Genomic DNA, 21,206 nt, shown 5'->3' on the forward strand with positions numbered 1-21,206 from the left:
GCGCCCGATATGCCGATTTAACATCTCGCCTAGTTGACGAGGAGACTGCTTGGCGGCGTACGATCATGCTCGATACGGCACTGAATCAATCACATATGAGCACGGCGGCCGGGGGGCCGGGCCCTTGAGACTCCCCAGGAGCTTCGATGCGTGCATCACCGTCCACCTCGCGGACCGCTGTCGTCCTCACCGCGCTGCTCGCGGTGCTCGGGGTGCTCTCCCCCGCCGCGCGCGCCGCATCGCCGCCCGCCGGAATGCGTGCGGCGCGTGCCAACGGCTCGTTCGACGTCAGCCCCGCCCACGCGGCGCTGGCCCGTCTCATCCCGGGGCACGACCGGCAGGTCGAACTCGTCCCCACCGCTCGCGGCGCCGAGGACTCCTTCCATGTCTCCGGCCGGGCCGGGCACATCGTGATCGAAGGCACCAGCTCCGCCGCCCTGCTCACCGGCTTCGGCTGGTACCTCAAGAACGTCGCCCACGCCGACATCTCCTGGAACGGCGAGCAACTCGCCCTGCCGCGCCTGCTGCCCGCACCGTCCGCGCCGGTCACCCGCGCGGCGAACGTCCCGCACCGGTTCGCGCTCAACGACACGGACGACGGCTACACCGGGCCGTACCGGACCTGGGCGGACTGGCAGCGCGAGATCGACGTGCTGGCCCTGCACGGCATCAACGAGGTCCTCGTCTACACCGGCGCCGACGCGACGTACTACGACACCTTCCGCGACTTCGGCTACTCCGACGCCGAGATCCGCGCGTGGATCCCGGCCCCGGCGCACCAGCCGTGGTGGCTGCTGCAGAACATGTCCGGCTTCGGCGGCCCCATCTCCAAGAGCCTGATCGAGCGGCGTGCCGCCCTCGCCAAGAAGATCATCGGGCGGCTGCGTGAGCTCGGCATGACCCCCGTGCTGCCCGGCTTCTACGGCACCGTGCCGCCGGGCTTCGTCGCCAAGAACCCCGGCGCCCGGGTGGTCCCCCAGGGCACCTGGGGCGCCTTCACCCGCCCCGACTGGCTCGACCCGCGCAACCCGTTGTTCGCCCAGGTCGCCGCGGACTTCTACCGGCGCCAGAGCGAGCGGTACGGCGACAGCACGATGTACAAGATGGATCTCCTGCACGAGGGCGGGCAGCCGGGCGACGTCCCGGTCGGCGAGGCCGCGCAGGCGGTGCAGGCGGCGCTGGAGAAGGCGCACCCCGGAGCGATCTGGACCCTGCTCGGCTGGCAGACCAACCCGCGCCCCGACATCCTGTCCGCGGTCGACCGGAGCAAGGTGTTCATCGTCGACGGGCTGTCGGACCGGTTCCCGTCGGTCACCGACCGGGAGAAGGACTGGCAGGGCACGCCGTACGCCTTCGGCAGCATCTGGAACTTCGGCGGCCACACCACCATCGGCGCGAACACCCCCGACTGGGTGAGCCTGTACCCGCAGTGGCGCACCAAAACGGGCAGCAGGCTCGCCGGGATCGCGATGATGCCCGAGGGCGCCGACAACAACCCCGCGGCGATGGCGCTGTTCACCGAGCTGGCCTGGACGACCGACCCGGTCGGGCTGGACGCATGGTTCGCCGGCTATGCGAAGGCACGGTACGGCGGCGACGACCCGCACGCCGCGGCCGCCTGGCAGGTGCTGCGCCGCACCGCGTACGGCACCACGCGCGCCGACTCCTGGAGCGAGGGCCAGGACGGCCTGTTCGCGGCGCGGCCGAGCCTGAGCGCCGCGACCGCCGCCGCGTACTCGCCACAGCAGATGCGCTACGACGCCACCGCGTTCGATCAGGCGCTCACCGAACTGCTGCGGGTCGCGCCCGCCCTGCGGAACAGCTCGGCGTACCGGTACGACCTCATGGACGTCACACGGCAGGTGCTGTCGAACCGCAGTCGCCTGCTGCTGCCGCAGATCAAGGCCGCGTACGACGCCGGGGACCGCTCGCGCTTCGAGGAGCTGACCTCGGTCTGGCTGCGCTGGATGACGCTGATGGACCAGGTGGTCGCGACGGATGGTCAGCACCTGCTGGGCAGCTGGCTCGCCGCCGCCCGCGCGGCCGGATCGACCGCGGCGGAGAAGGACCGGCTGGAGTACGACGCCCGCTCGATCATCACGACCTGGGGCGGCCGCGACAGCAGCGAGCAGGGCCTGCACGAGTACGCCAACCGCGAGTGGGCGGGCCTGGTCGGCGGACTGTACCGGCAGCGCTGGAAGACCTACTTCGCCGAACTCGACGCCGCCCTCGCAGCCGGACGCGCCCCGAAGAGCATCGACTGGTTCGCGATCGACGACGCCTGGACCCACGGGCACCAGCGGTACGCCACCCGCACGACCGGCGACATCGGCCGCGTCGCGCGGACCGTGGCGGCGACGCTCGCCCGGGACCCGCACCAGACGGCGCTGACCGCGTCCGCCGACAGGACGTCCGTCGCCGTCGGGCAGACGGTCACGCTGACCGCGTCCTTCACCGATCGCAACGGCTTCGCCTCGGCGCAGAACGTGAAGCTGTCCCCAGCGCTGCCGGCCGGGATGACCGCCGAACCGCTCGGCACGGTCACGACGGCCTCGGTCGGGCCCGGTGAGACGTTCACCGCCCGCTGGAAGGTCACCCTGACCGGCGGCGGCGATCAGGTGGTCGCGGCACTGCCGGTCACCGCCACCTACACGACCGGCGGGACCAAGGGTTCGACGTCGGGGGCGGCGAAGGTCATGACGGCCACCGGCGTACGACCGCCGCTGAAGACGGTCTCGTTCAACGACGCGCTCTTCGGGCAGGCCGGCGACGACCTCGCGATCGAGGGCGCCGGGGCCGACCTGTGGGGCGCCACCAACGAGTTCGGCGCCGCCTACCTCGACGACTCCCTCGGCGCGGACGGCACCGTCACCACGAAGGTCGTCACTCAGGACCGGACCGGAGGCTGGGCCCGCGCCGGGATCATCGTCCGCGACGACCTGACGCAGCAGGGTGCGGCGGGCTACCTGAACCTCGCGGTGACCCCGGACAACGGCTGCCTCCTGTCCTGGGACTCCGACGGCGACGGCCGGTTCGACTCGATCAAGCAGGACACCTCCATCGCCGCCCCGGCCTACCTGCGGCTGGTCCGCAAGGGCTCGGAGTACACCGCACAGTGCGGCACCGACGGCACGACGTGGCGGACCCTCGGAACGGTCACCGTCGCCGGCGTGACCGCGACGCAGGACGCGGGAGTGTTCATGACCGCCGCGAACGGCTGGACGGGCACACGGGGCATGGCGCAGTTCCACGGCCTGAGCGTCACCAGCGGCTGACTCCGGCCGCCGAGCGGCTCACCTCGACCATGTGTCCGGTCGAGGTGAGCCGTTCACATCCGCTCATTCGTGGCCGTCGCCATCTCGGCTCCCGGCCGGCTCCGCTCATCCTGGGCCTGGGGTGGACGAATCGGCCGAGTGCAATGGCGCGCGCGGTGAAGGCTCGGCGGCCGGGTCAGGACGGGTCGGGCAGTGCGTCCAGGTGGCGCAGGATGACGCCCTCCCGCAGCGCCCAAGGGCAGATCACGACCTCGGGCAACTGGTACAGGTCCATCGCGGCGTCCGCGACGATCGCCCCCGCCACGAGCTGGGGCGCCCGGCCCTCCGAGACGCCCGGCAGCTCGGCGCGCTCCGCGACGTCCATCTCGGCCAGCCGCCCGGCCCACTCGGTCAGATCGCGATGACTGAGCACCCGCCGGACCAGCGTGCCCTGGCCGGTGGGGGCGGCGCCGGCGATCCGCGCGAGCTGCTTGAACGTCTTGGAGGTCGCCACCGCGTGGTCCGGCATGCCGCGCCGGGTCACCCCGGACACCTCGCGGGCGATCGTGGCGCGGACGTACTTGCGCAGGGCCCGAACCTCGTCGGGCGACGGCGGGTCGGCGGTGAACCAGTCCCGCGTCAGCCGCCCCGCGCCCAGGGGCACCGAGGTAGAGAAGTCCGGGTCCTCATCGGCGCCCGCAGCGATCTCCAGCGAGCCGCCTCCGATGTCCAGGACGAGTAGGCGCCCGGCCGACCAGCCGAACCACCGCCGGGCCGCCAGGAAGGTCAGCCGCGCCTCCTCCTCCCCGGAGAGCACCTGAAGATCGACGCCGCTGTCGGCGCGTACCTTGGCGAGGACGTCCTCGCCGTTGGCCGCCTCGCGCACGGCCGAGGTGGCGAACCCGATGAGCCGCTCGACGCCCTTGTCCTCGGCGATCCGCATGGCCTCGTCGACGAAGCCCCCCAGCAGCCCCGCCCCCTCCTCGGACAGCCGGTCGCCGTCCTCCAGATGCGCGGCGAGCCGCATCTCCTCCTTGTGGGAGAAGGCCGGCAGCGGCGCGGCGCCGAGGTGCGCGTCGACCACCAGCAGATGGACCGTATTCGATCCGACGTCCAAGACACCCAGTCTCATGGTCCGCACGCTATCCAACCGTCGAAGCGGTGTGTCGCCCGCCGTTCACAAAACGGTCATCTGCCGCGAGCACGGCCCGCGCCTGCCGGACGATGGCGATGTCGACGAAACCACCGTCGGGGAGGGCGACGGCCCCCGTTCCCGTGGCCTGTCCCTCCTCGTAGGCGGCGACGATCCGGCGGGCGGCGGCGATCTCTTCTGGCGTCGGGCGGTACATTTCGGCGATCACCGGCAGCTGGGCGGGGTGGATCGCCGCCCGGCCGCGGAAGCCCAGGGCGCGGCCGAGACGGCAGGAGGCCGCGAGCCCGTCGAGGTCCCGGACGTCGGGGTGGACGGACTGCACCGGGGCCGGCAGGCCGGCCGCCCGCGCGGCGACGACGATCCGCGACCGCGCCCAGGCCAGGCCCGCCTCGTCGGTCACGCCGAGGTCCGCCTTCAGGTCCGCCTCGCCGAGCCCGACGCTCGCCACCGCCGGGTCGGCGGTCGCCAGCTCGTGGGCCCGCTCGACGCCCAGCGCGGACTCCAGCAGCAGGTGGAGGGCGGTGCCCGGGACGAGGGCCGCGATCTCCCGCACCTGCTCCACTGATTCGATCTTCGGCAGGCGGACGCCTTCCGTCGCCGGGAGCAGCTCGCGCAGGGCCGCCAGGTCGGCGCGGCCCCACGGGGTCCGGACGTCGTTGACGCGGACCTGGACCGGGCGCGGCGGGTCCGCCAGCAGCCCGGCGACGTGCTCCCGCGCCTGGTCCTTGTGCGCGGGAGCGACGGCGTCCTCCAGGTCGAGGATCACCACGTCGGCGGCGGTGGCGAGCGCCTTGGCCACCCGGTCGGGCCGGTCGGCCGGGACGTACAGCAGGGTCGGCATCTCAGACCACCCCCAGTCCCACAGCAGGGTCGATCCCTGGATCGCACGGCAACGTCGGCACCTCAGGTCACTCCCGGTCCCACGGCAGGGCCAGCCTCTTGATCACACGGCGGGTCGGCACTTCAGATCACCCCGCGGGCGCGCAGCGCGTCGATCTCGGCGGTGGTCAGGCCGGTCTCGGCGAGGACGCGGTCGGTGTCGGCGCCGTGCGCGCGCCCGGTCCACTGGAGCGCCCCCGGCGTGGCCGACAGACGGAACAGGACGTTCTGCATGCGCAGCGGCCCGAGGTCCGGGTCGTCCACGGTCGTGATCGCCTCCAGCGCGGCGAGCTGCGGGTCGGCCATGATGTCGCGCACGTCGTAGATGGGCGCGACCGCCGCCTCGGCCTTCTCGAACTCGGCGAGGACCTCCTCCCTGGTCCGCTCGCCCACCCACCCGGCGACCGCCGCGTCCAGTTCGTCGGCGTGCTGCGCCCGCCCGGCGCCGGTGGCGAACCACGGCTCGTCGACGAGCTCCGGCCGGCCGACGAGCCGCATGACGCGCTCGGCGATGCTCTGCGCGGAGGTGGAGACGGCGACCCAGGAGCCGTCCGCGCACCGGTAGGTGTTACGCGGCGCGTTGTTGACCGAGCGGTTCCCGGTGCGCGGCGGCACGAGGCCGAGCTGGTCGTACGCGGTCGGCTGGCCGCCGAGCACGGTCAGGATCGGCTCGAGGATGGACAGGTCGACGACCTGGCCGTTGCCGGTGAGGTCACGGGCCCGCAGCGCCGTCATCACCGCGTACGCCGTGGCGAGCGCCGCGATGCCGTCGGCCAGCCCGAACGGTGGCAGCGTCGGCGGCCCGTCCGGTTCGCCCGTCATCGCGGCGAACCCGCTCATCGCCTCGGCGAGCGTGCCGAACCCGGGACGCCGGGCGTACGGGCCGAACTGGCCGAATCCGGTGACCCGGGCGAGGACGAGGCCCGGGTTGGCCTCCTGGAGCCGCTCGTACGGCAGGTTCCAGCGTTCGAGGGTGCCGGGCCGGAAGTTCTCGATCACGACGTCGGCGTCGCGGACGAGGCGGAGCAGGACCTCCTGGCCCTCGGGCGCGGACAGGTCGAGCGTGATCGTGTGCTTGTTGCGGCCGAGCATCTTCCACCACAGGCCGACGCCGTCCTTGGCCGCGCCGTGCCCGCGCGCGGGGTCGGGCCTGTGGGGGTGCTCGACCTTGACGACCTCGGCGCCGAAGTCGCCGAGGAACATCGCGGCCATCGGCCCGGCGAACAGCGTCGCCAGGTCCAGGACGCGGACTCCGTCCAGCGGGCGGGTCATCGTCGCGGCTCCGCGAGCGCGGCCGTACGGGCGGCGAGGTCGCTGAGGCGCACGCCGTCGAAGCCGGTCAGGCTGCTGGCCACGCGGTCGCGCAGCGGCCGGGTCCACTGATCGGGCAGTCCCCCGGCGCCGAGCAGGGCCCCGGCGACCGACCCGACGGTCGCGCCGTCGGAGTCGGTGTCCCAGCCGCCCGCCACCGCCGCCGCGGTCGACCGGGTGAAGTCCCCGCCGCCGTGTACGAGGGCCGCGGCGACCAGGGCGGCGTTGTTGATCGAGTGCACCCAGTGCAGGTCGCCGTGGCGTTCGTGCAGCCCGTCGGCGACCCGCTCGAAGTCGGACTCCTTACGGGCGGAGGCGACGGCCTCCCGTACGGCCCGGGCCAGGCGGGAGTCGGGCGGCACGACCGCCAGCCCGGCCTCGATCACCTCGTCGACGGCGCCGGCGACGAGGGCGGTCGCGCACATCGCGGCGGCGAACATCGCGCCGTACACGCCGTTGGCGGTGTGGCTGAGCCGCGCGTCCCGGTGCGCCATCGACGCGGCGGCGGCCGGGTCGCCGGGGTTGACCCAGCCGTACACGTCCGCGCGGATCTGCGCGCCGATCCACTCCCGGAAGGGGTTCCGGTACGACGCGGTGCGGGGCGGCGCGACGCCGAGCAGCAGGTTGCGGTACGCGACCCGTTCGGCGGTGAACACCCGCCCGCCGGGCAGTTCGTCCAGCCAGGCCTGCGCGACGTCGCCGGTCGTGAACCCGCGCCCGTACCGCTCGAGGACGGCCAGGGCGAGCATCGGGAAGTTGAGGTCGTCGTCCTCCGGGGTCCCGTCCAGGTTCTCGGCGAGGCTGTTGACCGCGCTGCGGCGGTTCCACGGCCAGCGCTCGGCGACCTCCGCGGGCAGGCCCTCGGCGGTGAACCAGCCGCGGATCGGCCAGTTCCCCGTCGCCTCGGCGATCTCCCGGATGCCCTCGCGCGGGATCTTCTCCACGGGCTTGCCGAGCACGCACCCGGCGGCGCGGCCGAGCCACGCCCCGTGCACCCGGTCGTCCGCGGCGGGGCGCGGGTCGCCCGCCGGCCAGTCCGGGCAGGCGGCGACGATCTCGGACAGCTCGGTCGGCTCGTCGTACGGCGACGGCACCGCCGCGAGCTCGTCGAGCAGTTGCTCGGCCAGGGCGCGCAGCTGCGGCGACGCGGGGTCCGGCGAGGCGCCGGCGCGCGGCGGCGCGTCGTGGCCGCCGGCGGCGTGCCAGCGCGCCGCGATCTCGGCGGCGTCCCGGCCGTCCTGCGCGGCCTGGCGGAGCTCGTGCCCGATCAGGTCCTCGGGCTGGACCCAGGTCAGCCTCATGACAGCAGCTCCCCGAACGCCTGCTCGTGCGCGCGCCGCCGGGCCAGGTCGGCCTTGTGCACGCGCTCGGCCACGGCCGCGATCGCCAGGCCGGGCGCCTCCAGGTCCAGGCGGCTGGCGACGGCGACCTCGTTCCGCCAGTCGGCGGGCACGGCGGCCGCGCCGCCCAGCGCCCCGGCGATCGCGCCGCCCATGCTCGCGATCGAGTCGGCGTCGCGACCGTAGTTGACCGCCCCGAGGACGGTGTCGCGGTATCCGCCCCCCGCGATGAGCAGGAAGGCGAGGGCGAGCGGCAGCTCCTCGATGCTGTGCGTGCGGCTGGGCCGTCGCGCGCCCAGGCCCTGGTCGCGGTAGGTGTCGGCGACCGTGTCGAACGGCCGGACCGCGTCGCGCAGGCCCTCGAACGAGCCCTCCCAGTGCGCGACGCCGCGCGCCCGCTCGCACACCGCCTCGATCGCCGCCCTGGTGCCGTCCTTGGCCAGCCGCACCGCCGTCGCGACGACGGAGTCCGGCGTCGCCCCGGGCCGCATCGCCTCCGCCACGGCCGCCGCGAGCACCCCCGCCGCCTCCCGGCCGTAGCTGGACTGGTGCGCCCCGGCCAGGTCGATCGCCTCGGCGTACGCGCCGTCGGGATCGGCCGCGTTCACGACTCCGACCGGGGCCATGTACATCGCCGCCCCGCAGTTGACGATGTTGCCGACGCCCGCCTCGCGCGGGTCGACGTGGCCGTAGTGCAGCCGCAGCGCCAGCCACTTCTCGGCGAGGAACACGCGCTGCAGCGGCAGCGCCTCCGCCTCCAGCTCGGGGATCCAGCGCTTCTCCCCCATCATCTCCGGCACGAGGTACTCCGCGGCCGAGTACGCGTCCAGATGGCCGCCCGCCCGCTCGTACACCCGGACCAGGGCGTGCGTCATGAGGGTGTCGTCGGTGACGTGCCCGTCGCCCTTGTGGTACGGCGCGATCGGGCGCGCGTTACGCCAGTCGTCGAAGTACGGCGGCACGATCCCGGTGACCCAGCCGTCGTAGCGCTCCCGGATCTGCTCAGGGGTCCAGCCCTCCGTCGCGCCGCCGAGCGCGTCCCCGACCGCCGCGCCCACGAGCGCGCCGACGGCCCTGTCCTGCAACGGAGTCATTCCGATCCTTCCTGCTGAGCGGCCCCGAACGGGCCGCTGAGTCCGTCGGCGATGGCGATGAGGTCGGCGCCCCGCAGCTCCGGCAGGCAGCAGCCCGCCAGGTGCCGGGCGCGCTCCCGCCAGGTCTCCGGCAGGTCGGCCCAGCCGGTGGCCGCGCCCGTCAGCGCGCCGGTCAGCGCGGGCGCCGAGTCGGCGAGCGCGGCGAGGCAGGCGGCGGCCGGCACGGCCTCGGCCAGGTCACCGCCTGCCGCGCGCGCCAGGGCGAGCGCCACCGGCACGGTCTGCGCGGCCGCGACGCCATAGCTGTACACGTGGTCCTGCAGGGCCGCGTCCAGGCTCGGGACGAGCGCGAACGCGTCACCGGGCAGGTCGAGCGCGAGGGCCGCCGCCCGGTGGATCGCGGTGCCCTCGGGCAGTTCCGCGAGCGCGGCCGCGACGGCGTCGCCGACCGGCGCGCCCGCCACCGCGACGGCGACCGCCGCGGCCATCGCCCCGGCCCCGTGCACCCCGTCCTCGGCGTTGGTGATCTCCGCGTCGGCGCGGGCGGCCCGGGCCGCCGCATCCGGATCTCCCGGGTGCGCGGCCCCGAACGCGACCGCCCGCACGGCGGCGGCGTCGTCGAAGAAGTGCGGGTTGTCGTGGCCGCTGGCGGGCGGGCCGACTCCGCGCGCCAGGTTGTCCAGCGCGGTGCGCACCGAGATCCTGGCTCGCACGTCCTCGCCCAGCGCCGCGAAGGCCACGCGGCGGTCGGTGCCCAGCGTGCGGGCGGTCCAGGCGAGCCACTCGGCGTCGTCGGACGGGCCGACGGCGAGGGCGGCCACCGGCTGGTTCAGCGCGAACGGCACCGGCAGCGTCGTGACCCGATGGTCCTCGGCGAATCCGTCGAGTTCCCGGCCGAGCCGGCGGGTCCACGGCGCCAGCAGCGCCCAGCGGTGACGTGCGGCGGGCCAGCCGGCGGCGTCGCCGATGGCCAGGCCGGCGAAGGCCCCACGGATCCGATCGCGTCGGTCCCCCGATGACATCTGTGTCCTCCTCGCCTAGCCGTTCCGCGTGTCGGCGTCCGCCGACGGGCCGGGGACCTCCCGGGCGCCGGCGGCCTGCCGGGCGTCGGTCAGGGCGTCGGCGACCTCGCGGACGTCCCGGCCCGCCACGAACGGCAGGCAGGCGCCCCGGACCGGGCCGATCGCCCGCGCCCAGCGCTTCGGGACTCCGCTCTCGCCCCGCCCCGCGCCCGCCAGCGCCCCGGCGATGGCGGCGGTGGTGTCGGCGTCGCGGCCCAGGCTCACGGCCGTCACCGCGGACTCCTCCACGTCACCGCCGCCGGCGAGGTACGCGGCGAACGCCAGGGCGACCGCTTCGGGCGCCAGGTCGGTCCAGGGGTAGTGGCGCGCGACCACGGCGTCGTGCAGGTCGGCCGCCAGATGGTGCCGGTCGGGGGCCGCCGCGATCCGCACGGCCGCGCGGACGCTGCGGGCGGTCCAGGAGTCGTCCGGGACCGCGCTCAGCCCGCCGGCCACGACCTCGCCGGGCGCGGCGCCGGTCATCGCGACGGCGACCGCCGCCGCGACGGCCCGGCCGCCGTGGAGGCCCTCGCCGCTGTGGCTGACCGCGCCGTCGACGGCCACGAGGCGGGCCGCCTCGGCCGGGTCACCCGCCGCGAAGATCCCGTACGGCGCGGCCCGCATCGCCAGCCCGTCGGACCAGCCGTGCTGATGCCAGCGCCCGGTCAGCGGCGGAAGCAGACCCTGCCGCAGGGCCTGGGCCGTCCCCAGCTCGGAGAAGCCGGCGCCCTTCATCGGCCCGTCGATCGGCAGGACGTGCTCCCGGTAGGCGGCGACGACGTCCTCGGCGGTGAGCCCCGAGCCGTGCGCCCGCAGCAGCGACGCCGCGAAGATGGCGTACTCGGTGTCGTCGGTGCCCGCCGGGCCGCCGTCCGGCCCTGGTTCGAGCTCGGTGAGGCGGCCCCAGCGCCGGGTGATCTCCTCGGGCGTGAGGTTCTCCGCAGGCCGTCCGAGAGCGTCGCCGGCCGCCAGGCCGAGCAGACACCCCCGGGCGTGGTCCCGGAACTCCCCGTCGCTCACTTGTTGTAGCGCTCCAGGACCTTGTTGCCGTCGTCGGTCAGCTTCTTCGCCAGGTCGTCGAGGGAGATCTTGTTGGCGAAGTAGGACTGCAGCGCCGGCGTGGCGACCTTGCTCTTGAACTCGTCGAAGCCGTTGACCTTCAGGTACGGGGCCAGGACGAGGCTCTTGGCCGAGGCGGTGGCGACGTTCCAGCCGTACTTGTCACCGGTCAGCGTCGGGTCCTGCGCGGCCGTCTTGCTCGTCGGGATCAGCCAGTCGCCCTTGGCGAGGTCCGCCTGGTGCTGCCCGTTCAGGAACCAGGAGATAAACTTCATCGCCTCCTTGGGGTGCTTGCTGTCGGCGGCGACCGAGAGCGTCTGGGAGATCGCGCCCTGCTGCGTCGTCTGGCCCTTGAGCGGCGGGATCGTCACCCACTGGAACCCGTTGGGTGCCTGCTCGACGACCTGCTGGCGCAGGTAGATCCCGGCCGGCACCATCGCGTACTTGCCCGCGTAGAAGCCGGGCAGCGGGTCGGTGGTGCCCATGCCGAGCGTCGACGGGTCGGCCGTCTTGTCCTTGTACAGCTGGTCGTGGATCCGCTGCAGGACCTCCTTCTCCTGCGGGCCGACCTTGACGGTCGTCTTGCCGCCGGAGGTCTGGAAGAAGGTGCCGCCGAAGTTCAGCGAGAGGTTGAGCACCTTGTTCACCGGGGCCTTCAGCGGCCAGGCGATGCCGTACCGCTTGCCGACGGTGAGCTTCTTGGTGATCTGCTGGAACTCGTCCCACGTCCACGGGTTGTCGACGGTGGGGATGCGCACGTTCGCCTGGTCGAGCATCTTCTTGTTGGCGAGGATGACCTGCGACTCCTGCAGGAACGGCACGCCGTAGACGCCCTGTCCGCCCTTGCCGTCGAAGGTCGCGGTGCCCCAGGCGGCGTCCGGGATGTCGTTCTTCAGCGCCGGGGGGATGAGCTTGGTCAGGTCCGTGAGGTACCCCTGGGACGCGAAGCCCGCCAGCGCGGAGGAGTCGTCGTGGATGACGTCCGGCGGGTCGCCGCCCTCGAAGGCGGTGACCAGCTGATCGTTGACGGTGTCCCAGCTGCCCGGGGTGTACTGCACCTGGATCTTCGGATTGGCCGAGTTCCACTCGCTGACGAGCCGCTTGTTGGCGGCGATGGAGTCCTTCTGCCAGGCCAGGCTGAGGAACTTCAGTGTGACCGGCTTCCCGGAGTCGTTGCCGCTCCCGGAACACCCGGCGGCCAGGCCGATGGCGGTGGCAGCGGCGACCGCGAGCGCGGAGCGAAGACCGCGACGCATTGGGTACCTCCTGTTATCCCTTGACGGCGCCGGCGGTCAGGCCCGAACGGAGCCGGCGTTGGATGATGGCGAAGAAGACGAGACTGGGAATGGTGGCGAGCAGGGACGCCGCCGCCAGCGGGCCGAGCCGGGCGGCCTGCTCCGCGCCGGTGAACCGCACCAGCGTCAGCGGCAGGGTCGCCTGGTCCGGGTCCTTGATGATCACTAGCGCGAAGAAGAACTCGTTCCACGAGGAGATGAAGGAGAACAGCAGGGTGGCGACGACCCCGGGCGCGAGCAGCGGCGCGATCACGCCGGCGAGGGTCTTCCACCGTCCGGCGCCGTCGACCGCGGCGGCCTCTTCCAGCTCGCGTGGCACGTTCCGGACGTAGCCCTGCAGCATCCACAGCGCGAACGGCAGCACGAAGGTGGTGTGCACGAGGATCAGCCCGGTCAGAGTGTTCACCAGCTCCAGCCGGCGCAGGATGATGAACAGCGGGATGATGGTCAGCACCACCGGGAAGACCTGGCTGACCAGCACCCAGCCGATCGCGACCCGGTTCAGCACGGAGCGGCGGCGGGCCAGCGCGTACGCCGCCGGCAGCGCGATCACCACGGTGAGCGCCGCGACGGAGACGGCGACGATCAGGCTGCGGCCGGCGGCGCCGGTCAGGTCCTGCGCGGCGAACGCGTCGCTGAAGTTCCGCAGCGTCGGGTGGTGCGGGATCCAGCGCGGATGCAGGTTCGCCATCTCGCGCGGCGTCTTGAACGCCGTCGACAGCAGCCACAGCAGCGGGAACGCCAGGAAGACGAGGTAGCCGAGCAGCGCGAGGTACTTCAGGGATGTTCTCACCGGGCGCTCTCCCTCATCTGGCGCCAGAGGTAGAAACCGAGGACGACGAGCACGACGAGGGTGATCGCGACGCCGAGCGCGGCCGCGTACCCGAAGAACCCGTAGCGGAACGCCTCCTCGTACGCGAACAGCATCGGCAGGCGCGTACGGCCGCCCGGGCCGCCCTGCGTCAGCGCGTAGACCATCGCGAACTGGTTGATGTTCCAGACGAAGTCCAGCGACGTGATCGAGACGATCACCGGCCGAAGCTGCGGCAGCGTGACGCTCCAGAAGCGCCGCCACACGGTCGCGCCGTCGACGGCGGCCGCCTCGTGCAGTTCCTTGGGCACGCTCTGCAGACCCGCCAGGAGGACCACGGTGGTCTGCGGCATTCCGGTCCAGACGCCGACGACGATGATCGCCGGCAGGGCAGTGCCGAAGTTGTTCAGCCAGTCCACGTTGTGGTTCAGGAGATGCAGGTCCTGCAGCGTCGCGTTGAGGATGCCGGCGTTGGGGTGGTACACCAGCCGCCACATCAGCCCGATCACGATCGGCGGCATCGCCCACGGGGCCATCGCCAGCACGCGGGCGAGCCCGCGGAGCCGGAGGTTCTGGTTGAGCAGCAGCGCCAGGCCGAGGGCGGCGAGGAACTGCAGCACGGTGACGCTGACGGCCCAGATCAGGCCGATCTTGAACGAGGACCAGAAGTCCGTGTCGGCGAGGACGTCGCCGAAGTTCTTCAGGCCGACGAAGGAGATGACGGCGTTCCGGCCGCCGCGCGCGTCGGTGAACGACAGGTAGATGCCGTAGAGCAGCGGGCCGACGCTGAACAGCAGGACCGGCACGAGCGCCGGAAGCAGCAGGACGAGTGTCCCCCGGTCGCCGCTGCCGCGCGGCCTCGTCCGGGGCCCCGGGCGGCCGGTCCGCGTCGGGCGGACCGCGGTCTGCGTGGCGGTCACGCGGCTCCCTCCGTCGAGGCGCGCACGGCGAGCGTGGGCTCGATCGTGACGATGCGGGGCTCGGCGACGCCGTTGTCCAGCCGGTCGAGCAGCAGCTCGGCGGCGCGCAGACCGCGCTCGGCCGACCCGAGCCCGACGCTCGTGAGCGTCGGCCACGCGGCGGTCGCGAGTTCGGTGTCGTCCATGCCGACGAGCGCGACGTCCTCCGGCACGCGCAGGCGCTCCGCGCGCAGCACGTCGAGCGCGCCGAGCGCGATCAGGTCGTTGGCGCACAGGATGGCGTCCGGCCGGGACCGTTCCAGGAGGCGATGGGCCGCCGCGGCGCCCTCCGCGCGGTAGAAGTCGCCGACCTCCACCAGGTGCGGGTCGTACGGCAGGCCGAGGCCCTCGAGCGCGTCGGCGTACGCGGCGGCCCGCGCCGCTCCCGGGACCGTGTCGAGCGGGCCGTTGAGGAAGCCGATGCTCCGCCGCCCGAGGCCGTACAGATGTTCCAGCGCCAGCCGCACGCCGGCCCGCGAGTCGGTCCGTACGTTGTCGACCGGCGTCCCTTCGGGGATCGAGCCGATCACGACGACGGGCGCCCGTGCGGCGATCAGCAGGTCGAGATGCTGCTCGGTGATGCCGCGCAGCGGGCTGATGATGAGCCCGTCGGCGTAGCGCTCGCCCAGCCGCCGGAGCACGTCCATCTCGTCGTCGACGTCGCCGCCGGTCGAGTGCAGGACCAGCCGGTACCCGGCGGTCTTCAGCACGGGCTGGATCTCCCGCACCATCGCGACGTACGTCGGGTTGCCGATGTCGGCCATCGCGAACGCCACCTGGTGCGTGCGGTTGGACTTCAGCGAGCGGGCCACGGCGTTCGGCACGTAGCCCAGCTCGTCGGCCGCCGCCATCACCTTCCGCACGGTGTCCTCGCGGGTCGGCAGCCCGTTCAGCACACGTGACACCGACGCGATCGAGACGCCCGCACGCGCGGCGATCGTCGTGATCGTCGGCCCCTGGGCCACGGCGTCCTCCCCGCTCGTACGTGAGCCGAGGAAACGCTCACGAAGGTCGATCCGGTTGCCGTAAACGTTTACAGCTGGCCCGGACGGGAGCCGTAAACGTTTACGGAAGTGAGGAGTATGAAACCGGCCGGAAACCATCCCCGTCAAGGGGTACGCCCGAAATCAATGACACAGCGTCGCCGTACGGTGGCGGAGCAGAGGCCACGCGGTAGACCGGCACCCGCCTTTACGTAGTAAGTCCCGGCCGGATCGGCGCAGGTCAGCGGCCGATACCGGCGAGCACGGCGGCGACCAGCGCGTCGACCTCCGCCGGCTCGACCGGCATCGCCTCCGGCACCAGGCCGCCGCCGAACAGGAGCGACAGGACCGCCTCGTGGCAGACGCCGACGATCATCCTCGCCGCGGCGTCGACCTGCGCCTCCGGGGCCAGACGGCCCAGGTCCCGCTCCGCCCGCAGATAGCCGATCAGCCTGCCCCGCCAGTGCTCCCCCGACCCGACCAGGTCCCCGAACCTGGTCAGGGTCTCGGGCTGGGCGAGGAGACCGGCCATGGCCGGCAGGATCGCCCGGTGCAGCGCCATTCCGTGGGTGACGTAGGCCCGCAGATTGGCCTCGATCGCGCCACTGCCCGGCTCGGGGAGGGCCGGCAGGCCGCGTTCGACCGCCCGCACGCGGGCCCGCAGGGCGTGCGCCAGCAACTCCTCCTTGTCGGCGAAGTGGTTGTACAGCACGCCGTCCGCCACCCCGGCCGCGCGCGCGATCCCTCGTACGGTGAGCCCGATCGTCCCGCGTTCGGAGATCATGCGTTCGGCGGTGGCGATCAGGTGCTCGCGCAGGCTCTGCTCGCCGCCGCCGTCGCGGAGCACCGCGGCTTTTCTCGGTGACATCAGCAGGCATCGTACGGGCGGAGCGCCGGTGTCGGGGCCCGGCGCGGCGCCGGCGTCAGGATCCGGCGGGGCGGCGGGCGGTCACCAGCCATGCCGTCCCCCGCAGCCGGACGCCGTCGGGCCGGGCGAAGGGCACGAGGGCGGCCGTGAGCGCGTCCCGGGCCTTTGCCGCCGCCTCCGGGCCGGCCTGGTCCATGTGGTACTTGACGGGCCCCCAGCCGCGGATGAACTCGGCCGCGTCGGCGCCGTCCCGGCCCCAGACCTGCTCCGTCTCGACGCGCGTGCAGTCGACCTCACCGAACCCCGCGTCGGACAGGACCTCCCGGACACGCGCGGGGTCGGCGAACGACGTCGGGCCGGTGCCGTCCGGTCCCGTCGGCCGTGGCAGGTGGGCGGCCATCGCCCCGAAGACGGCGCCCAGGTCCGTGCCTTCCATCCGGGTCATGCACACGAACGCGAGCCGCCCGCCCGGCCGGAGCGCCCGGCCGATGTTGGCGAACGCGGCCACCGGGTCGGCGAAGAACATGACCCCGAACCGGCTGATCGCCGCGTCGAAGCCGCCCGCCGGGAACGGGTGGACCTGGGCGTCCGCCCGCTCGAAGGCGACGTTGGCCACGCCCTCCTCGGCCGCGCGGGCGCGCGCCGTGGCGAGCATGGGCGCGGACAGGTCGATCCCATGGGCCCGCCCGGACCGGGCCGTGCGGGCGGCGAGCCGGGTCAGCTGGCCGTTGCCGCAGCCGACGTCGAGCACCCGCGCCTCCGCGGTCATCGCGGCCGCGTCGAGGATGAACCGGTTGAACCCGCGGTTGACGGCGTCGTAGCGGTCGGCATGACCCGCCCAGTGCTCGCCCTCGTACCCGTTCCACGCCTCCGCCTGGGCGGTGTTGACGATCTGAGCCATCGAGGCCCCCTCACTTCCGAACGATATGAACACACGTTCATGAACGTGTGTTCATACTGATGTCGACGCTCGCCGCCGTCAAGGGGCAATAGCGGTACACGCGGAGAAACCGGCAGGATGGGGACTCCGTCCGTCGAACGGCATCGAGGAAGGGCACCGTGACCGACAGCTCATCCAGCACCGGACCAGCCCCCACGCCGGAGATCGACACCACCGTGCCGCACTCGGCGCGCGTGTGGAACTACTGGCTGGGCGGGAAGGACAACTACCCCGTCGACCGGGCCGCCGGTGACCGGTACCGCGAGATCTTCCCCGGGATCATCGACACGGCCCGCGCGTTCCGCCATTTCCTCGCCCGCAGCGTCCGGTATCTGGCCGGGGAAGAGGGCATCCGGCAGTTCCTCGACGTGGGGACGGGACTGCCGACGGTCGACAACACCCATGAGGTCGCCCAGCGGGTCGCGCCCGAGTGCCGCATCGTCTACGTCGACAACGACCCGCTGGTCCTCGCGCACGCCCGCGCGTTGCTGACCAGCTCGCCCGGGGGCCGGACCGACTACGTCGACGCCGACCTGCGCGAACCCGAGAAGATCGCTCAAGCCGCGGCCGAGACACTCGACCTGACCCGTCCCGTCGCGCTGATGCTCATGGGCGTCCTGGGCCACGTGGCCGACCACGAGGAGGCGCGGTCGATCGTGCGGCGGCTGACGGACGCCCTGCCTTCCGGCAGCTTCCTGGCGCTGGCCGACAGCATCGACGTCGGAGCGGCGCACCGGGAGGCGGCCCGCAGCTACGAGGACAGCGGCGCGGTGCCCTACTACCTCAGGACGCCGGACCAGATCACCGCCTTCTTCGACGGACTCGAGCCGGTCGAACCCGGCATCGTGCCGATCCAGCGCTGGCGCCCGGAACCCGACCCGTTCGGCCCTCCCGCCGAGGTGGCGACGATGGGCGGCGTCGCCCGCAAGCCCTGACGGCGGGAACGTCCGCTACGGTGGCGGGCGATGACCGTTCTGGACTCCCTTGCCGGACTCTCCGTAGGCGACGCGTTCGGCGCCCAGTTCTTCGCCGCCGAGAACAGACCGCTGATCCTCGACGAGACGGCGGTGCCGCCCGCTCCCTGGCCGTGGACGGACGACACCGAGATGGCCTGCAACCTGGTCGACGTCCTGCGTCGGCACGGGGAGGTGGACCGCGACGCCCTCGCCGCCGCGTTCGCGGATCGTTACGACCCCTACCGCGGGTACGGGCCGGGCACGGTGGTCCTGCTGCGGGCGCTGCGCGACGGAGAGTCGTGGCGTACGGTCTCCCCCGCTCAGTTCGGCGGCGGCGGTTCGATGGGCAACGGGGCCGCGATGCGGGCCGCGCCCCTCGGCGCGTACTATCCCGGCGACCTCGAACGGGTGGCGCTGGAGGCCACGGCGTCGGCCGTCGTCACGCACGCGCACCCGGACGGCATCGCCGGCGCCGTCGCGGTGGCGGTCGCGGCCTCGTACGTCACGCGCGGTGACGCGGACGGGCTGATGGACGTCGTCCTCGCGCACACCCCGCCCGGCGCCGTGCACGACGGCGTCCGCAGAGCGGCCGGTCTGCTCGGCCGGACCCGCGAGGAGGCGGCGTACGAACTCGGCAACGGTGCGCGCGTCCTCGCGCACGACACCGTGCCGTTCTGCCTGTGGGTCGCCGCCCGCCATCTCACCGACTTCGAGCGGGCGGTGCGCACCTGCGTCGCCGTCGGTGGGGACATCGACACGACGGCGGCCATCACCGGCGGCATCGTCGCCGCCCACACCGGCGCCGGCGGCATTCCGGAATCCTGGCTGGCGGCCCGCGAGCCCCTGCCGGGCTGGGTGACCGGGTCGGGCGCAAGCCCCTGATCCTGGCGGAGGTGTTCTCGGACGTTACCGGCGCCCGGCCCGCCGTTCGTCTCCGGCCGGTGCGATCCAGGCCTCCAGGAGTCGCAGCGCGGTCTCCGCGTCGCCGCCCTGCTCCGGCAGGTGGACGTAAAGCTGCTGGCCTGGCTGACCGTCCGACGCGGGAACGTGCAGCGTCTCGTACCGCAGCCGCAGCTCTCCCACCGCCGGATGACGGAACCGTTTAAGGCCTCTCTCGCAGACCATGACATCGCCGGCCGCCCACATGGCCCGAAACTCCCGGCTGTGCACCGACAGCTCTTCCACCAGCTCCGCGAGTCCCGGGTCGTCGAGATCCCGCCCCACGGCCAGCCGCAGGACGGCCACGGTCTCCCGGGTACGCTGTCCATGATCGGGGAAGGTCTCCCGCGACCGGGGATCGAGGAAGAGGTACCGGGCCTGATTACGGTCGCGCGCGCCGTCGTCGAGCCCGCCGAACAGCTCGGAGCCCAGCCGGTTCCACGCCAAGAGGTCCAGCCGGTCTCCCATGATGACGGCGGGCATGCCGGTCATCCCCTCGAGCACGCGCCGCAGCTCCGGGCTCAACCGCTCCGGCCGCGGAGCGGGGCGGGGACGCGCCCGCCGCGTCCTGGCCAGGCGGCGGAGGTGATCACGTTCGGTGCCGTCGAGATCGAGCACGTCGGCCAGGGCGTCGAGCACCTCATCCGACGGCTGGGTCGCGCGACCCTGCTCCAGCCGTACGTAGTAGTCGACGCTGATCGCCGCGAGCTGCGCCAGCTCCTCCCGGCGCAACCCGGCGACCCGGCGGCGCGGGCCTACGGTGAGCCCCATGCTCTCGGGGCTCACCCGTGCCCTGCGCGCACGTAGGAACGCCCCGAGCTCCCTGCCGTCGTCATTCATCTGAATCTCCGAGGTAACCCCGCCCTTCAGAGCGGGGAGGAATCGGACCCCTGCGGAGCAGGGCATGGGTAGCCGAATCGCTGCCACGGCGATTCGGCGTCCACCACGCGAACACCCGCACACGGTCACACACTGACGCTATAGTTTGCGGACTGTGACCACTCGCGTGAAGCGTGCTTTCAAGCATCGCTTCTATCCGACCGATGCGCAGGCAGCGGAGCTGTCGCGCACGTTCGGATGCGTGCGCAAGGTCTACAACATGGCGCTGGAGGCCCGCACCGAGGCCTGGAGGCTGCGCCGGGAACGCGTCGGCTACAACGCCACGTCGGCGATGCTGACGGCGTGGAAGAAGACCGAAGAGCTGGCCTACCTCAACGAGGTGTCCTCGGTCCCGCTCCAGCAGGCCCTGCGGCACCTGCAAACCGCGTTCACGAACTTCTTCGCCAAGCGGGCCAGCTATCCGCGTTTTAAGGCAAAGAAGAAGTCCCGCAAATCCGCGGAGTACACCACCAGCGCATTCCGTTGGCGGGAGGGGAAACTCACCCTCGCCAAGATGACCGAACCGCTCGACATCGTCTGGTCCCGTCCCCTTCCCGAGGGCGCCAAACCCTCAACGGTGACCGTATCCCAGGACGCGGCCGGACGCTGGTTCGTTTCCCTGCTGTGCGAAGACCCCGGCGTGCAGCCGCTGCCAGCCGACGACACCGCTGTCGGGGTCGATGCCGGACTGGAGCATCTGCTGACGCTGTCCACCGGAGAGAAGATCACAAACCCCCGGTACGAGCGCCGGGACCGTGCCAGGCTCGCCCGCGCTGCGCGACAGTTGTCCCGCAAGGCCAAGGGGGATGGTTCCAACCGGGCCAAGGCCCGGCGTAAGCTCGCCCGGATCCACGCCCGGATCGCCGACCGGCGCCGCGACAGCCTGCACAAGCTCACCACTCGACTCGTCCGCGAAAACCAAGTGATCGTGATCGAGGACCTGACCGTCCGGAACCTGCTGAAGAACGGCAACCTGGCCCGCGCCATCGGTGATGCCGCGTGGTCGCAGTTCCGCAGCATGCTGGAGTACAAGGCCCGCTGGTACGGCCGCGAGGTGATCGCGGTCGACCGCTGGTTTCCCTCCTCCAAACTGTGCTCGGTCTGCGGCGCCTTGGCCGGTGAGATGCCTCTGGGCGTCCGTACCTGGACGTGCGGCTGCGGCACGACCCACGATCGGGACGTGAACGCGGCGAAGAATCTTTTGGCCGCCGGGCTGGCGGTGTCGGCCTGTGGAGCCGGTGTAAGACCTCAACGGAGTTCTCCGGTGGGGCGGTCGGCGCTGAAGCAGGAAGCCCTACAGCGCGAGTTGTAGGAATCCCCCTCGTTTACGAGGGGGAGGAAGTCAAACCGACCACTATGCGCGCGAACAAACCGGCCCTGTCAGTACCAGGATGGCGAGTCCGCCGGAACCGGAGGGTTCTGGCA

18 protein-coding genes are annotated in these 21,206 nt (G+C 72.7%); 4 read left to right on the forward strand and 14 right to left on the reverse strand.

Going from position 1 to position 21,206, the window contains the following annotated elements; genetic code table 11:
* Nucleotides 1-146: 146 nt before the first annotated feature.
* On the forward strand, nucleotides 147-3,275 hold the full coding sequence (locus ACYVF7_RS36440) for an alpha-N-acetylglucosaminidase (RefSeq protein WP_460349663.1): 3,129 nt from the start codon (nucleotides 147-149) through the stop codon (nucleotides 3,273-3,275).
* 175 nt (nucleotides 3,276-3,450) lie between these two features.
* Here the strand turns inward: ACYVF7_RS36440 and ACYVF7_RS36445 are convergent, their stop codons facing one another.
* The 13 genes from ACYVF7_RS36445 to ACYVF7_RS36505 all read right to left on the reverse strand — a co-directional run bounded on the left by ACYVF7_RS36445 (nucleotide 3,451) and on the right by ACYVF7_RS36505 (nucleotide 16,968).
* Nucleotides 3,451-4,386, reverse strand: a complete 936-nt coding sequence (locus ACYVF7_RS36445; protein WP_460349665.1) for a Ppx/GppA family phosphatase — start codon at nucleotides 4,384-4,386, stop codon at nucleotides 3,451-3,453.
* 10 nt (nucleotides 4,387-4,396) lie between these two features.
* A complete protein-coding gene (locus tag ACYVF7_RS36450; RefSeq protein WP_460349667.1) occupies nucleotides 4,397-5,248 on the reverse strand; it encodes an HpcH/HpaI aldolase/citrate lyase family protein in 852 nt (283 codons plus the stop codon).
* A gap of 122 nt (nucleotides 5,249-5,370) precedes the next feature.
* Nucleotides 5,371-6,558, reverse strand: a complete 1,188-nt coding sequence (locus ACYVF7_RS36455) for a CaiB/BaiF CoA transferase family protein (protein WP_460349669.1) — start codon at nucleotides 6,556-6,558, stop codon at nucleotides 5,371-5,373.
* Nucleotides 6,555-7,898, reverse strand: a complete 1,344-nt coding sequence (locus tag ACYVF7_RS36460; RefSeq protein ID WP_460349671.1) for an ADP-ribosylglycohydrolase family protein — start codon at nucleotides 7,896-7,898, stop codon at nucleotides 6,555-6,557. Before ACYVF7_RS36460 ends, ACYVF7_RS36455 begins: the two co-directional genes overlap by 4 nt.
* A complete protein-coding gene (locus tag ACYVF7_RS36465) occupies nucleotides 7,895-9,031 on the reverse strand; it encodes an ADP-ribosylglycohydrolase family protein (RefSeq protein ID WP_460349673.1) in 1,137 nt (378 codons plus the stop codon). Before ACYVF7_RS36465 ends, ACYVF7_RS36460 begins: the two co-directional genes overlap by 4 nt.
* The gene (locus ACYVF7_RS36470) at nucleotides 9,028-10,053 is read right to left on the reverse strand and encodes an ADP-ribosylglycohydrolase family protein (protein WP_460349675.1); all 1,026 of its coding nucleotides are present in this window, start codon (nucleotides 10,051-10,053) and stop codon (nucleotides 9,028-9,030) included. The genes ACYVF7_RS36465 and ACYVF7_RS36470 overlap by 4 nt, the downstream gene beginning before the upstream one ends.
* Nucleotides 10,054-10,068: 15 nt before the next feature.
* On the reverse strand, nucleotides 10,069-11,112 hold the full coding sequence (locus tag ACYVF7_RS36475; RefSeq protein WP_460349678.1) for an ADP-ribosylglycohydrolase family protein: 1,044 nt from the start codon (nucleotides 11,110-11,112) through the stop codon (nucleotides 10,069-10,071).
* Complete coding sequence (locus ACYVF7_RS36480; RefSeq protein ID WP_460349680.1) at nucleotides 11,109-12,407, reverse strand: ABC transporter substrate-binding protein; 1,299 nt, start codon at nucleotides 12,405-12,407, stop codon at nucleotides 11,109-11,111. Before ACYVF7_RS36480 ends, ACYVF7_RS36475 begins: the two co-directional genes overlap by 4 nt.
* A gap of 13 nt (nucleotides 12,408-12,420) precedes the next feature.
* Nucleotides 12,421-13,239, reverse strand: coding sequence for a carbohydrate ABC transporter permease (locus ACYVF7_RS36485; RefSeq protein WP_460349682.1), 819 nt, complete (start codon nucleotides 13,237-13,239; stop codon nucleotides 12,421-12,423).
* Nucleotides 13,236-14,177, reverse strand: coding sequence for a carbohydrate ABC transporter permease (locus tag ACYVF7_RS36490; protein ID WP_460349684.1), 942 nt, complete (start codon nucleotides 14,175-14,177; stop codon nucleotides 13,236-13,238). Before ACYVF7_RS36490 ends, ACYVF7_RS36485 begins: the two co-directional genes overlap by 4 nt.
* A complete protein-coding gene (locus ACYVF7_RS36495; protein ID WP_460349686.1) occupies nucleotides 14,174-15,181 on the reverse strand; it encodes a LacI family DNA-binding transcriptional regulator in 1,008 nt (335 codons plus the stop codon). Before ACYVF7_RS36495 ends, ACYVF7_RS36490 begins: the two co-directional genes overlap by 4 nt.
* A 259-nt stretch (nucleotides 15,182-15,440) precedes the next feature.
* Nucleotides 15,441-16,067, reverse strand: a complete 627-nt coding sequence (locus ACYVF7_RS36500) for a TetR/AcrR family transcriptional regulator (protein ID WP_460349688.1) — start codon at nucleotides 16,065-16,067, stop codon at nucleotides 15,441-15,443.
* A gap of 55 nt (nucleotides 16,068-16,122) precedes the next feature.
* Entirely contained in the window at nucleotides 16,123-16,968 is an 846-nt protein-coding gene (locus ACYVF7_RS36505) for a class I SAM-dependent methyltransferase (protein WP_460349690.1), read from the reverse strand.
* A gap of 158 nt (nucleotides 16,969-17,126) precedes the next feature.
* Between ACYVF7_RS36505 and ACYVF7_RS36510 the strand changes: the two genes are divergently transcribed.
* Together ACYVF7_RS36510 and ACYVF7_RS36515 are read left to right on the forward strand one after the other, a co-directional pair.
* On the forward strand, nucleotides 17,127-17,942 hold the full coding sequence (locus ACYVF7_RS36510; RefSeq protein WP_460349692.1) for an SAM-dependent methyltransferase: 816 nt from the start codon (nucleotides 17,127-17,129) through the stop codon (nucleotides 17,940-17,942).
* A 30-nt stretch (nucleotides 17,943-17,972) separates the two neighbouring features.
* Nucleotides 17,973-18,845: an ADP-ribosylglycohydrolase family protein gene (locus tag ACYVF7_RS36515; RefSeq protein WP_460349694.1), complete on the forward strand. Its 873-nt coding sequence runs from the start codon at nucleotides 17,973-17,975 to the stop codon at nucleotides 18,843-18,845.
* A gap of 24 nt (nucleotides 18,846-18,869) precedes the next feature.
* Here ACYVF7_RS36515 and ACYVF7_RS36520 read toward each other — a convergent pair whose 3' ends face one another.
* A complete protein-coding gene (locus tag ACYVF7_RS36520; RefSeq protein WP_460349696.1) occupies nucleotides 18,870-19,742 on the reverse strand; it encodes a helix-turn-helix transcriptional regulator in 873 nt (290 codons plus the stop codon).
* A 166-nt stretch (nucleotides 19,743-19,908) separates the two neighbouring features.
* Here ACYVF7_RS36520 and ACYVF7_RS36525 point away from each other — a divergent pair, with 166 nt between their 5' ends.
* Nucleotides 19,909-21,093 carry an RNA-guided endonuclease InsQ/TnpB family protein gene (locus ACYVF7_RS36525; RefSeq protein WP_460358327.1) on the forward strand — a complete coding sequence of 395 codons (1,185 nt, stop codon included), beginning with the start codon at nucleotides 19,909-19,911 and terminating at the stop codon, nucleotides 21,091-21,093.
* The last annotated feature ends 113 nt before the right edge of the window (nucleotides 21,094-21,206 follow it).

This window comes from Actinoallomurus acanthiterrae (assembly GCF_054775715.1).